General features: G+C 73.7%; 12 protein-coding genes. 7 read left to right on the top strand and 5 right to left on the bottom strand.

The window, feature by feature from the left end:
• Window positions 1–10 precede the first annotated feature (10 nt).
• From Q6349_RS08010 to corA, 5 genes are all read left to right on the top strand, one after another.
• Window positions 11–958 carry an NAD(P)-dependent alcohol dehydrogenase gene (locus tag Q6349_RS08010; RefSeq protein WP_304603604.1) on the top strand — a complete coding sequence of 316 codons (948 nt, stop codon included), beginning with the start codon at window positions 11–13 and terminating at the stop codon, window positions 956–958.
• Between the two features lie 122 nt (window positions 959–1,080).
• Entirely contained in the window at window positions 1,081–1,767 is a 687-nt protein-coding gene (locus Q6349_RS08005; RefSeq protein WP_304603603.1) for a histidine phosphatase family protein, read from the top strand.
• A 49-nt stretch (window positions 1,768–1,816) separates the two neighbouring features.
• Entirely contained in the window at window positions 1,817–2,458 is a 642-nt protein-coding gene (locus tag Q6349_RS08000) for a maleylpyruvate isomerase family mycothiol-dependent enzyme (RefSeq protein WP_304603602.1), read from the top strand.
• Between the two features lie 105 nt (window positions 2,459–2,563).
• The gene (locus Q6349_RS07995; protein ID WP_304603601.1) at window positions 2,564–3,607 is read left to right on the top strand and encodes an alcohol dehydrogenase catalytic domain-containing protein; all 1,044 of its coding nucleotides are present in this window, start codon (window positions 2,564–2,566) and stop codon (window positions 3,605–3,607) included.
• A gap of 292 nt (window positions 3,608–3,899) precedes the next feature.
• Window positions 3,900–5,057, top strand: coding sequence for a magnesium/cobalt transporter CorA (gene corA, locus Q6349_RS07990; protein ID WP_304603600.1), 1,158 nt, complete (start codon window positions 3,900–3,902; stop codon window positions 5,055–5,057).
• Window positions 5,058–5,066: 9 nt separating this feature from the next.
• On the opposite strand, the gene Q6349_RS07985 is transcribed toward corA, so the two are convergent.
• Window positions 5,067–5,501: a cold-shock protein gene (locus tag Q6349_RS07985; RefSeq protein WP_304603599.1), complete on the bottom strand. Its 435-nt coding sequence runs from the start codon at window positions 5,499–5,501 to the stop codon at window positions 5,067–5,069.
• Between the two features lie 114 nt (window positions 5,502–5,615).
• Here Q6349_RS07985 and Q6349_RS07980 point away from each other — a divergent pair, with 114 nt between their 5' ends.
• Window positions 5,616–6,836, top strand: coding sequence for an AI-2E family transporter (locus Q6349_RS07980; RefSeq protein WP_304603598.1), 1,221 nt, complete (start codon window positions 5,616–5,618; stop codon window positions 6,834–6,836).
• A gap of 36 nt (window positions 6,837–6,872) precedes the next feature.
• Here Q6349_RS07980 and Q6349_RS07975 read toward each other — a convergent pair whose 3' ends face one another.
• The 4 genes from Q6349_RS07975 to Q6349_RS07960 all read right to left on the bottom strand — a co-directional run bounded on the left by Q6349_RS07975 (window position 6,873) and on the right by Q6349_RS07960 (window position 10,531).
• Window positions 6,873–7,661 carry an alpha/beta fold hydrolase gene (locus tag Q6349_RS07975; protein ID WP_304603597.1) on the bottom strand — a complete coding sequence of 263 codons (789 nt, stop codon included), beginning with the start codon at window positions 7,659–7,661 and terminating at the stop codon, window positions 6,873–6,875.
• 99 nt (window positions 7,662–7,760) lie between these two features.
• Window positions 7,761–8,543 (bottom strand): coenzyme F420-0:L-glutamate ligase, encoded by a 783-nt coding sequence (cofE, locus tag Q6349_RS07970; protein WP_304603809.1) that lies wholly within the window; start codon window positions 8,541–8,543, stop codon window positions 7,761–7,763.
• 53 nt (window positions 8,544–8,596) lie between these two features.
• Window positions 8,597–9,607 (bottom strand): TIGR03557 family F420-dependent LLM class oxidoreductase, encoded by a 1,011-nt coding sequence (locus tag Q6349_RS07965; RefSeq protein WP_171246802.1) that lies wholly within the window; start codon window positions 9,605–9,607, stop codon window positions 8,597–8,599.
• A gap of 27 nt (window positions 9,608–9,634) precedes the next feature.
• Complete coding sequence (locus Q6349_RS07960; RefSeq protein WP_304603596.1) at window positions 9,635–10,531, bottom strand: GNAT family N-acetyltransferase; 897 nt, start codon at window positions 10,529–10,531, stop codon at window positions 9,635–9,637.
• 109 nt (window positions 10,532–10,640) lie between these two features.
• On the opposite strand from Q6349_RS07960, the gene valS reads away from it, so the two are divergent.
• Window positions 10,641–13,427, top strand: a complete 2,787-nt coding sequence (valS, locus tag Q6349_RS07955) for a valine--tRNA ligase (protein WP_304603595.1) — start codon at window positions 10,641–10,643, stop codon at window positions 13,425–13,427.
• Window positions 13,428–13,437: the final 10 nt, after the last annotated feature.

Raw genomic sequence — 13,437 nt, 5'->3', positions numbered from 1 at the left:
AGGAGAGATCATGCGCGCAGCAGTCGCCCGGCGGTACGGCCCGCCCGACGTCGTCCACGTCGACGACGTCCCCGATCCGGTTCCGGGACCGGGCGAGGTGCTCGTCCGCGTGCGGGCCGCCGCGGTCACCGTCGCCGACGCCCGCATCCGGGGGTCGCGGTTCCCCGCCGGGTTCCGCCTCCTCGCCCGGCTCGGCCTCGGCCTCCGCCGTCCGCGCCGCCCGATCCTCGGCGGCGTCTACTCCGGCGTCGTGGAGGCGGTCGGTCCGGACGTGACCGGCCTCTCCCCCGGCGACGAGATCGCCGGGATGACCGGGGGCCGGATGGGGACCCACGCCGAGCTCGTCGTCGTCCCCGCCGAGCGGGCCGTCCCGAAGCCCGGGGGCGTCAGCCACAAGGACGCCGCGGCCGTGCTGTTCGGCGGCACGACGGCCCTGCACTACCTGACGCGCCGGGCGACGGTCACCGACGGCACGACGGTGCTCGTGGTCGGTGCCTCCGGCGCGGTGGGCACGAGCGTCGTCCAGCTCGCCCGCCACCTCGGCGCGACGGTCACCGGTGTCACGAGCACGGCCAACCTCGACCTGGTCCGGCGGCTCGGCGCCCAGCACGTCGTCGACTACACGACCACTGCCGTGGACGAGCTCACCGGCCGCTACGACGTCGTGGTCGACGTCGTCGGGGCGCTGAGCACCCGGGCCGGACGACGCCTGCTCACCGAGAACGGCGTCCTGCTGCTCGTCACCGGCACGTTCGGCCAGACGATCACCTCGTTCGGCCGGGTCCGTTCCGGCCCGGCACCGGAGAAGCCCGAGGACGTCGCGGAGCTGCTCCGCCTCCTCGCCGACGGGGAGCTCGACCCGGTCGTCGAGTCCGTCGGCGGGCTCGACGACGTCGCCGCCGCGCACGCACGTATCGACACCGGCCGCAAGGTCGGCAACATCGTCGTCACGCCCTGAGGGACAGGCGCCACGCATCCGCCGTCGGACCGCCGGCGCGCGTACACCGGCCGGCCACCGGCGGTCCACCCCGCGGCCCTACCGTCGAGGAGGAAGACACCCGACGAAAGGTCACACCGACGATGACCCTCACGCTCACGCTCGTCCGCCACGGGCAGACGACGCTCAACGCCCGACGTCACCTGCAGGGCGCCTGCGACTCCCCGCTGACACGGACGGGCCGCGCCGGCGTCCGCGTCACGGCGCAACACCTGGCCGACCGGTCCTTCGACGCGGTCTACTCCTCCCCGCAGGGCCGCGCCGTCCAGACCGCCGCGGAGATCCTCCAGCACCACCCCGGCCACCGGCTCCGCATCGAGGAGGGGTTGCGCGAGCTGTCGTTCGGCAGCTTCGAGCGGCGCCCGGAGCGCACCCTCGACGCCGAGGTCCCGTGGTCGGAGCTCGTCCCGGCCATGCTCGCGGGCACCCACCCGGGTGTCGGCGGGGGCGAGTCCGGCGGTGACTTCATGGACCGGGTGCGCTCGGTGTTCGCGCGCATCGTCGCGGCCCACGCGGCGCCGGACGGCGGCGCGACCGGCGCCGGTCGCGCCGACGGGAAGCACGTCCTCGTCGTCGGCCACGGCCTGACGCTGGCCGCCTACCTGTGGACGGTGGAGCCGTCCCGGCTGGCAGCCCTGCCGAACGCGTCGGTCTCGACGGTCGAGGTCTCCGACGGCGTCACCCGCGTCGTGCAGGCGGGCGTCGACGTCGCCGGCCACGGCGCGGTCGTTGCCCGTCCGGCCCCGGTCCCGGCGGCGGCCGCGCGCTGACGGCCGCCCCGGAGTGGCCCGCTCGCCGCCGATGCGCTGGGATAGGCGGGTGACGACGCACCACGAGCGCCTCTGGGCGCTGGTCCACACCGAACGGTCGGCGCTGGCCGACGACCTCGCCGAGGTCGACGACGCGCAGTGGCGAGCGCGCTCCTTGTGCAGCGACTGGACCGTCGAGGACGTCGTCGCCCACCTGGTTGCCGGGGCGAGTCTCGGGCGGTGGGCCTGGCTGCGCAGCATGGTCGGCGCCGGCCTCGACCCGGACCGCCACAACGCCCGCCGCCTGGCCGAGCACCGCGGGAGCACACCCGCGGAGACCCTGGCCCGGTTCCGGGCCGTCACCGCGAGCACGGTGGCGCCGTCCCGCGACGTCGGCGCCTGGCTGGGGGAGGTCGTCGTGCACGGCGAGGACGTGCGCCGACCGTTGGGCCTGGTCGGGGGGCCGTCCGTCGAGTCCGCCGTCGAGGTGGCGCAGTTCTTCGTGACCAAGGACGCCGCCGTGGACAGCCGCAGTGTCGCACGCGGCCTGGAGCTGGTCGCCACCGACTCTCCCTTCCGGCACGGGGACGGTCCGGTCGTCCGCGGTACGACGCTCGCCCTGGTAATGGCGATGGCCGGCCGGGCCGCGTTCCTCGACGAGCTCGATGGAGCAGGCGTCGAGCTGATGGGCGACCGCACGCGCGCTGCATGAGAACTGCCCCACCGGACCGTCCGCCCACGTGCGATCATCGCGACATGCCAACCGCAGCCCGTCCCCGCGCCGCGTCGCCCCGGCCGATGGCCGAGGAGGCCTGAGGTGCGCGCCGTCGTCTACGACGCCTTCGGCGGCCCCGTGACCGTGCGCGAGCTGCCCGACCCCGTCGCGCCCGACGGCGGCGTCGTCGTGCGGGTGCACGCCACCGGGCTGTGCCTGAGCGACTGGCACGGGTGGGCCGGCCACGACGGCGACATCACCACGTTCCCGCACGTCCCCGGGCACGAGCTCGCGGGCACGGTCGCCGCCGTCGGCGCGGGGGTGCAGCGGTGGCGCGTCGGGGACCGGGTCACCACGCCGTTCGTGTGCGGCTGCGGGCGCTGCGCCTGGTGCCGCGCCGGCGACGCCCAGGTGTGCCCGGACCAGACCCAGCCCGGGTTCACCCACCACGGTTCCTGGGCCGAGCTGGTGGCGCTGCACGCCGCGGACACCAACCTCGTCGCCGTGCCCGACGACGTCACCGACACCACCGCAGCCGGACTGGGCTGCCGGTTCGCCACCGCGTTCCGCGCGGTCACGCACCGGGCCCGGGTGCGTGCCGGCGAGCAGGTCACCGTCGTCGGGGCCGGCGGCGTGGGGCTGAGCGCCGTCATGGTCGCCGCCGCCCGCGGGGCCCGCGTCATCGCCGTGGACCGCGACCCGGCCGCGCTGGAGGCCGCGCGCCGGGCCGGCGCCGACCACACGCTCCTCGCCGACGGCGGCGACACGGTGGCGGCGATCCACGAGCTGTCCGACGGCGGGACGCACGTCGCGCTCGACGCCGTCGGCTCCCCGGAGACCTGCGCGACGGGGATCGGCGCGCTGCGCCGGCGCGGCCGGCACGTGCAGGTCGGGCTGCTGCCCGCCGTCGAGGGTCATCCCCCGGTGCCGATGGACCGTGTCATCGCGCTCGAGCTCGACCTGCTGGGCTCGCACGGCATGCCCGCCGCCGACTACCCCGCGATGATGGCCCTGGTCGCCGACCGCACCCTGCGCCCCCAGGACCTGCTCGACGACGTGGTCGACCTGGACACCGCCGCCCGCCTGCTGCCGGACCTGCGGACCACGAGCCGGGCGGGCATGACGGTCTGCGACCCGCGGCGCTGACGCGTGACCGATGCCACGGCGCCCGGCTCGGGCACCGTGAACAGGCCCGGAGTAGACTGACCTCGGCCAGGAGTCGGCGGCGCGAGCGCCGCCCGAACGTGAAGGAGGTACGCGCATGACCCGCAGCGAGCCTCCCAGTAGTCCGAGCCGCGACTGACCCGGCTCGACACGACCCGTCCGTCATCGGGCGGGTGATGCCACCGCTCCCCCACGCCGTCGGCACGGCGCACTCGTCGTCAGTCGCGGGATCCAGCACGCAGACCACCGTTCCTGCACGCCTGGGAGTCCCCTCATGGCCTTCAGCTCCAACCGTTCCGTCCGTACCCGCCAGATGCTGGGTGCCCTGCGCCCGCGTCGTCCCGGCGCGCCGGGCACGCCGCCGTACGCCGCGGAGACCCCGACCCCGCCGACGCCGATCCGCCCGCGCTCCGCGATGGTGGCCGCCGCCGTCTACGACGAGGAGGGGCACCGCAGCGCGAGCGTGACCCGGCTCGCCGACGCGTTCCGCGCGCTGCGCTCCACGCCGGGCGGCATGGCCTGGATCGGGCTCGAGCGCCCCGACGAGCACGAGCTCGCCGCCCTGGCGCGGGAGTTCGACCTGCACCCGCTGGCGATCGAGGACGCGATCCAGGCCCACCAGCGCCCGAAGATCGAGCGGTACGGCGACACGCTCTTCGTCGTCCTGCACGCCGCGCGCTACCTGGACTCGATCGAGGAGGTCGAGTTCTCCGAGCTGCACCTGTTCGTGGGACCGGACTTCGTGGTCTCGGTGCGGCACGGGGACTCCCCCGACCTGACCGCCGTGCGCGCCCGGCTCGAGTCGACGCCGCAGATGCTCGCCCGCGGCCCCGAGGCCGTGCTGTACGCGATCATGGACCGCGTCGTGGACGACTACGCGCCGGTCGTCTCCGGGCTCGACTACGACATCGACCAGATCGAGGGCGAGGTCTTCTCCGGTGACGCCCACGTGTCGCGGCGCATCTACGAGCTGTCCCGCGAGCTCGTCGACTTCCAGCGCGCGGTGCGCCCGTTGCAGAGCGTCTGCCTGTCCCTGGCCAAGGGGGCCGAGAAATACCAGGTCGACGAGGAGCTGCAGGCCTACCTGCGCGACGTCGCCGACCACCTCACGGAGGTCGCCGAGTCGGTGGAGACCTACCGCGTCGCGCTGCGCGACATCCTCACGGTGAACGCCACCCTCGTCGCCCAGCGGCAGAACGAGGAGATGACGCACCTGACCGAGGTGTCGATCCAGCAGGGTGAGGAGGTCAAGAAGATCTCCGGCTGGGCCGCGATCCTGTTCGCCCCGACCCTGGTGGGCACCGTGTACGGCATGAACTTCGACATCATGCCCGAGCTGCACTGGGCCTGGGGCTACCCGGTCGCGCTGGTGCTCATGCTCGGCGTCAGCGTGAGCCTGTTCGCCGTGTTCCGCTGGAAGAAGTGGATCTGACGACGTCCGTCAGGCGTCCAGCCAGCCGTGGCGTCGCGCCATCTTCTCGACCGCGGAGCGCACCGCCAGCACCTGCCGGCCGGTGAGGTCGCCGACCGTCGACAGCAACGTCTCGGTGACCTCGGACCGCAGCTCGGCGGTCGAGAGCACGTCGGCGTACCCGTCGTGCTGGTCGCCCGAGGCGGCGGGACTCGCCGGCGCGGCACCGTCTCGCGACGGTCCGCCCATCGCGGCATGCACCGCGTCCGCCACCGGGGAGGAGATCAGCGAGGCGCTCACCGCCCGCGGGCCGCGCTCGCCCATCTCGTGGGTGAAGTCGACGACGGTGCCGACCGCCATCAGCGCCTTGTCGAAGTCGAGGTCGTTGACGTGCAGGAACACGTCCTCGTCCAGCTCGTCGGACGCGACGAACGCGTAGCCCTTGATCGCGTCGTACCGCACCACGTCACCGCGCACCGTCCACCGCCCCCTGTCGCCGTCGCCCCGTCTCACTGCAGCATAACCGCGGGACGGCGCGGCGGCGGGCTGGAGAGTACACCCCGCGGCTAGGGTCGCCGTGTGACGTCCACGCCCGGCTCCCCGGCCAGCAGCACGCCTCCCCCGCACGGCGACCGCCGGTCGGCCGGGCCCGGGCCCGCGTCGTCCCCGGCGTCACGCACGCTGCTGGCCCTGGCCTGCGGCGTCGTGGTGCTCGCCGGCCTGCACGCGGCCGCCGAGGTGATCGCCCCCCTGTTCCTCGCCGCGGTGATCATCATCATCTGTCACCCGGTCCGGTTCCCGCTGCTGGCGCGGGGCTGGCCGCGCTGGCTGGCCACCACCGCCGTCATCGTCGTCGCGTACCTGATCCTCGCCGCGCTCCTGGCGATGCTGGTGTGGTCCGGCTTCCGGTTCGCCGCGCTGGTGCGCGACTTCGTGCCGCAGCTCCGCGACGCGGTCTCCGAGGTCGAGACCTGGCTCGCCACCGCCGGGCTGGACACCCAGATCGCCGACGCGGTCACCTCCTGGCTGCGGCCGACGAACATCCTGTCGCTGGCGGGCGGCGTGAGCGGGACGGCGCTGAGCATCGGGACCGCGTTCTTCTTCGTGCTCGCCTACGCGGTGTTCATGGCGGCCGACGCCGGCCGGTACGCCACCGCCCCCCGGTACTTCGGCGTCTCGCGTGCGGGCGCGATCGAGCGCGCCACCCGCTTCAGCAGCGGGGTGCGCCGCTACTACGTCGTCAACGCCACCTTCGGCGCGGTCGTGGCGGTCGTGGACGGGATCGCGCTGTCGCTGCTCGGGGTCCCGGGTGCCGCGATCTGGGCGATCCTGGCGTTCGTCACCAACTTCGTGCCGAACATCGGTTTCATCCTGGGCCTCGTGCCACCCATGGTCATGGCCTTCGTCGTGGGCGGGTGGCAGCTCGCCCTGGCCGTGGTGGCGATCTACTGCGTGGTCAACGTCGTCCTGCAGGTGTTCGTCCAGCCGAAGTTCGTCTCGGACGCCGTCTCGCTCTCGCTCACCCTGAGCTTCGTGTCCGTCGTGTTCTGGACGTTCGTCATCGGCCCGCTCGGCGCGATCCTGTCGATCCCGCTGACGCTGCTGGTCCGGGCCCTGCTCCTCGAGGGCGATCCCCGTCAGGACTGGCTGCGCTGGCTCTCCGGTGACGACGTCGAACCCGCGGCGGAGGACCGGGCCGCCCCGGACCCCGTGGTGGCGGCACCGGACCGGCCCGCCACCGCCCCGCAGGATCCGGAGGGCCCCGCCCGGGGCGACGCCGACGACGACGCGCCGCGCTGACCCCGGTCGGCGCACGCGCCGCCGCGTCGGCAGGACTCAGGTCTCGTCGCGGACGAACTGCACGATCTGGTCGGCCATCGCCCCGACGTCCCAGGTGTGGTCGGCGCCGGCGACCTCCCGTGCCTGGCCGCGGGTGACGGCGTCCGCGACGCGCTGGGCGGCGACCGGCATCTCGTCGAAAGTCCGCGTGCCGTAGGTCGCCAGGACCGGGACGGCGAGCTCGCGCAGGAGGTCCGCCTCGATGAGGTCGGTGGCCCGCACCAGCGCCTGGCCGTCGGCGCGCTGGCTGATCGAGGCCCGTGCGATCTGCTCGAAGTCCGGCGAGGCGCGCAGCCCCTCGAGCCACTCGCGCGGCAGGTCCTTCATGTACTGCTCGAGGGCGCCCACGTAGTCCTCGGCGTCCAGCCGCTTCTCGAACTCGGTGATCCACTCGTAGGTGTCGTCGGCAGACCGCGCCAACGGCGCCTCCCACAGCACGAGCCCGCAGACCGGCATCTCCGCGTCCGCGGCGCACAGCGCGAGCGCGGCGCCCGAGGAGTGACCGACCAGCACCACCGGCGCACCGGCGGCGTCGATGACGGCGTGGAGGGCGGACAGCTCACGCTCCAGGTCGAGCACCCCGTCCGCCGGGCTGTCGCCCCGACCCAACCGGTCGTACACCACCGCGGTCAGCCCCTGCCGCGCGCACCGCTGAGCGGTCTCGGTGGTCACGGGGTCGATCGCCCGGTACGGCCCCGCCCCGGCGACGAAGACCACCGCGGGCCCCTCGCCGTCGCGGTCGAACCCGACCCTGTCTCCGGCCACGCTCGTCACGTGGTGGGTCATCTCCGTCTCCTTCCCGCCGGGTGGTCGACCCGGTCGCCAGGGCCATAGTGCAGCACCCGGCGCCGCTCGGCGACGGGACGCCCCACCTCGTGAGGCCCGTCACCCCCGGCCGTCCGCCAGTCCCCGGGCGTACGCCTCGGCGCTCCCCTCGCGGAACAGGTCGTCGGGACCGGTCCGCGCGAGGCGGCGCGCGCCCGGTCCCGCACCGTCGTCACCGCCGAGCACGAACCGCCCGACGCCGCGCACCACGGCGACCGCCCGGCCCGTCGCCTTGCCGCGGACCAGCTCCGAGGCGGCGGCGATCTCGTCGGCCACCGCGGTGACCGTCACCGAGATCGGCCGCCCGTGGGAGTCCGTGCCGCCGCGCAGGTCGTCCAGCACCGTCAGACCGGCCGCGCCGATCGCGATGTCGGTGACACCCTCCCGCCACGGGCGCCCCGCGGTGTCGGTGACGACGACGCCGAGCCGGTCCAGCCCGTACCGTGCCCGCAGCCCCGCCCGCACCGAGCGCGCGGTGGCGTCCGGGTCCTTGGGCAGCAGCAGCACGGTGCCGTCGGGCGTGTTCGAGGCGTCGACCCCGGCGGCGGCCATCACCAGCCCGAGCCGGTTCTCGACGATCCGCAGCGGTGGCAGGCCGTCCGGCCGCTCGCGCGTGGCGACGACCCGCACGGTCTCGTCGGTGATCGCCTGCTCGCGGTCCGCGGCGCGCACCACGCGCCCCTCGGCCTTGGAGACGATCTTCGACGTGACGACGACGACGTCACCCTCGGCGAGGGCGTCACCGGTCCGGTCGGCGTCGGCCGCCAGCAGGTCGCCGACCAGCAGGGCGAGATCGTCGCCCGGGCGGACCTCGCCCAGGCCCGGCGGCGCCCAGAGCATCATCCGGGCGCCGTCGAGCAGGGCCGTGGCGCCGTGCGCCGCGTCGTCGGGACCGGTCACCGGACCAGCTTCGGCAGCACCTCGCGCCCGAAGACCTCGATCCACTGCTTCTGGTTCCGGCCCACGTTGTGCAGGTAGATGCGGTCGAACCCGAGGTCGACGTACTGCTGGATGGCCTGGCGGTGCTCGTCCGGGTCGGCGGAGACCACCATGCGCCCGGAGAAGTCCTCGGGGCGGACCAGCTTGGCCATCTGGGCGAAGTCGTGCGGCGACCGGATGTCGGCCTTGGGGAACTTCATGCCGCCGTTCGGCCACTCGGTCATGGCGTTGGCCATGGCCTCCTCGTCGGTCTCCGCCCAGGACATGTGCACCTGGAGGACCTTCGGCATCGTCGAGGCGTCCCGACCGGACTCCTTGACGCCCGCGTCGAACCGGCCGAACAGCATCTCGATCTTCTCCAGCGGCGCCCCCACCGTGATGAGGCCGTCCGCGTGCTTGCCGGCCCGCTTGGCCGTGATCGGCCCGGCGGTGGCGACGAGGATCTCCGGCGGGACCTCGGGCATGGTCCACAACCGCGTGGACTCCATCTTGTAGAACTGCCCGGAGTGCTTGACGTCCTTGCCCTCGACGCCGGAGGCGAAGAGCTTCTTGATGATGTCGATGGCCTCGAACATCCGGTTGATGCGCTCCGGCGCCTCCGGCCAGTAGCCGCCGGTGACGTGCTCGTTGAGCGCCTCGCCGGAGCCCAGCCCGAGCCAGTGCCGACCGGGGTACATCGCGGCGAGGGTCGCCGAGGCCTGCGCCACCATCGCCGGGTGGAACCGGAACGACGGGCAGGTCACCCCCGGACCGATGTCACCGCGTGTGCGCTCGCCGAGGGCGGTCAGCACGTTCCACACGAACGCGGCCTCCCCCTGCTGCGGCACCCAGGGCTGGAAGTGGTCGGCGGCCATCACGCCGTCGAATCCGTGCTCCTCGGCGTAGGCCGAGTAGTCGACCACGTCGGTGGGGTGGAACTGCTCGAGCATCGCGGCGTAGCCGACGGTCAAGTCCTTCGAAGCTGCCATGGGGACGACCATACGCCGCCGCGGACATCACGTGGTCAGGTCCTTGGCGAAGACGTGCGTCGCGGACGGGTCGTCGTCGTAGCGCTGGACCTGCCGGTAGCCGGCCTCCTCGGACATCACGACCGCATCGCCGAGGACCCCGTTCGTGTCGAGCACGACCTCCCTGTGCCCGAGCTCGACCGCGAGGTCCTCCAGGCGGCGCAGCAGTCGCGAGCCGAGCCCCGCACCGCGCCACGCGGGGTCGACCCACATCCGCTTGATCTCGGCGACACCGTCCCCCAGGTCCTGGACACCCCCGCAGGCGACCGGGTCCCCGCCGGAGGCGGCGACGACGAACCCGCCGAGCGGCGGGACGAGCCGTTCGGCGTCCGCGGCGAGCGCGGCGTCGACGTCGAACACCGCGGTGCCGCCGATACGGTCGCCGACCTCCGCGAAGAACGCGAGCACGGCCCGCCGCGCGACGGGATCGTCCGGCGCGACCGTCACCAGATCGACGGTGGCGGCGCGGACGAGGAGGTCCGCCTCGCCGAGCGCCGCCGAGAGCCGGGCACGCTGCCGCGCGGTGAGCGGGTCGACGAGCCGACGGGCCCGCTCGTCGGAGCGTCGGTCGAGCTCCTCCCAGGCGGTACGGCCCGCCGGCGTCAGGGTGACCCGCCGACGGCGCGGATCCTCCGGGTCGGGCGCGACGCTCACCAGCCCCTCCTCCTGCAGCCGACGCAGCAACCGACGCAGGTACTCGCGGTCCAGGCCGAGCCGCGCGCGCAGGGCGCGGGTCGTGTCCGGGGCGGCGCCGATCTCGTACAGCAGCCTCGCGGTGCCGAGCGCCATGCCCAGGCCCAGGAAGGACTCCTCCAGCACGCCCACCCGCTGGGTGTAGCTCCGGTTGAACCGCCGCAGGACGTCGACGTGACCCCTCACGCTCATGGGCCCGACCCTAGCCAGTCGTGCCGCTCGAGCACCACGCCCCACCCCGCGTTCCCCCGTGTCGGGCGGGCGTCCGCCCGCCCCGGGGGATCTGGGACAATGAGGCACCATGAGCGACTTCCCGAACCCCGGGGCGCCCGCCGCGCCCGCACAGACCCCCGCAGCGAACGCGACCTCCGGCAGCCAGGCCGAGCAGGTAGCCGACGTCGTGCGCGCGGTGGTCAGGGAGGTACCGGACAAGGTCAGCACGGACGGTCTGGAGCAGAAGTTCGACGAGCGGTGGGCCGCCGAGGGCACGTTCGCCTTCGACCGGTCGGCCACCCGCGACCAGATCTTCTCGATCGACACCCCGCCCCCGACCGTCTCCGGCTCGCTGCACGTGGGCCACGTCTTCAGCTACACCCACACCGACGTCGTCGCCCGGTTCCAGCGCATGCGCGGCAAGGAGGTCTTCTACCCGATGGGGTGGGACGACAACGGCCTGCCCACCGAGCGCCGCGTGCAGAACTACTACGGCGTGCGCTGCGACCCGTCGCTGCCCTACGACCCCGACTTCACCCCGCCCCACCAGGGCACCGAGGGCAAGAAGGTGAAGCCGGCGGACCAGGTGCCGATCAGCCGCCGCAACTTCATCGAGCTCTGCGAGGAGCTCACCGCCGACGACGAGCGCCAGTTCGAGGAGCTGTGGCGCCTGCTCGGCCTGTCCGTGGACTGGTCGCAGACGTACCAGACCATCGACTCGACCTCGCGCGCGGCCTCCCAGCGGGCGTTCCTGCGCAACCTGGACCGGGGCGAGGCCTACCAGGCCGAGGCGCCCGGGCTGTGGGACGTCACGTTCCAGACGGCCGTGGCCCAGGCCGAGCTCGAGGCCCGGGAGTACCCCGGCCACTACCACCGCGTCGCGTTCCACCGCGACGGCGGCGAGCCGGTCCACATCGAGACGACCCGCCCCGAGCTGGTGCCGTCCGTCGTGGCCCTCATCGCCCACCCGGACGACGAGCGCTACCAGCACCTGTTCGGCACCACGGTCACCTCGCCGCTGTTCGGCGTCGAGGTGCCCGTGCTGGCCCACCACGCCGCCGCGATGGACAAGGGTGCCGGCATCGCCATGTGCTGCACCTTCGGCGACCTGACCGACGTGCAGTGGTGGCGCGAGCTGCAGCTGCCGACCCGCTCGGTGATCGGCCGGGACGGCCGGCTCGCCCGCGAGACGCCCGAGTGGATCGCCGGCGGCCCCGGCGCCGACCTCTACGCCGAGGGACTGGCCGGCAAGACGTCGTTCAGCGCCCGCACCGCCGTCGTGGACGCGCTGCGCGAGTCCGGCGACCTGGACGGCGAGCCGACCCCGACCCAGCGCATGACGAACTTCTACGAGAAGGGCGACAAGCCGCTCGAGATCGTCACCTCGCGCCAGTGGTACATCCGCAACGGCGGTCGCGAGTGGAACGCCGACGGGACCCGGCGCGACCTGAAGGCCGAGCTGCTCGGACGGGGCAAGGAGCTGGACTTCCACCCCGACTTCATGCGGGTCCGCTACGAGAACTGGGTCAACGGCCTCAACGGTGACTGGCTCATCTCCCGGCAGCGGTTCTTCGGCGTGGCGGTGCCGGTCTGGTACGGCGTCGACGAGCACGGCGACGTCGACCACGACCGCCTCATCACGCCGTCCGAGGCCGAGCTCCCGGTGGACCCGACGTCGCAGGCCCCGGCCGGCTACGACGAGTCCCAGCGCGGGGTACCGGGCGGGTTCGTCGGCGACAACGACGTGATGGATACCTGGGCGACGTCCTCGCTGACGCCGCTCATCGTCTCCGGCTGGGAGCGCGACGCCGACCTGTTCGACCGCGTCTTCCCCATGGACCTCCGCCCGCAGGGCCAGGACATCATCCGCACCTGGCTGTTCTCCTCGGTCGTGCGCTCGCACCTCGAGTGCGGCGTGCTGCCCTGGAAGCACGCGGCCATCAGCGGCTGGATCCTCGACCCGGACCGCAAGAAGATGTCCAAGTCCAAGGGCAACGTCGTCACCCCGATGGACCTGCTGGAGCAGCACGGGTCCGACGCCGTGCGGTACTGGGCGGCCGCGGCACGCCTCGGGACGGACGCGGCGTTCGAGATCGGTCAGATGAAGATCGGCCGGCGCCTGGCGATCAAGGTGCTCAACGCCTCGAAGTTCGCGCTGACCTTCGGCGTCGACCCGGAGACCGGTGCGGGCGAGATCGCTCTGGACCCCGGGGCCGTGACCGTCGACCTGGACCGCGCCATGCTGGCCGGGCTGGCCGACGTCGTCGACCAGGCGACCACGGCGCTCGAGTCCTACGACCACACCCGGGCCCTGGAGCTGACCGAGTCGTACTTCTGGGCGTTCTGCGACGACTACCTCGAGCTCGTCAAGGACCGCGCCTACGGCGCCGACGGCACGGTGACCGCCGACACGCTCTCGGCCCGCACGGCGCTGGCGATCGCGCTGGACGTCATGCTCCGCCTGCTGGCGCCGTTCATCCCGTTCGCCACCGAGGAGGTCTGGTCCTGGTGGCGCAGCGGGTCCGTGCACCGCGCGGAGTGGCCGACGGCCCGGCCGCTGCGCGACGCCGCGGCCGGCGTCGACCCGACCGCCCTGACCGCCGCGGGCCACGCGCTGGCGGCGCTGCGCAAGCTGAAGTCGGCTGCCAAGGTCTCCATGAAGACCCCGATCCTGTCCGGGACGGTGGCCGTGCCCGCGCACCTGCTCCCGGGCGTCGAGTCCGCCGTGGTGGACCTGCGCGGCGCCGGCCGGGTCACCGGGCCCCTCGAGCTCGTCGAGGCCACCGACGGCCAGGGCGACCCGGACGTCCAGGGCGGCATCGTCGTGGTCGACCACGAGCTCGGCGAGCCGCCGGTCAAGAAGCCGCGCGGCTGAGCCCCCGGGC

The sequence above is a fragment of the Isoptericola sp. 178 genome (genome assembly GCF_030586525.1).
In the GTDB taxonomy this organism is placed as follows: Bacteria; Actinomycetota; Actinomycetes; order Actinomycetales; family Cellulomonadaceae; genus Isoptericola; species Isoptericola sediminis.
Note: the sequence above shows the minus strand (reverse complement) of the source record. Positions and strands in the feature narration are given on the sequence as shown.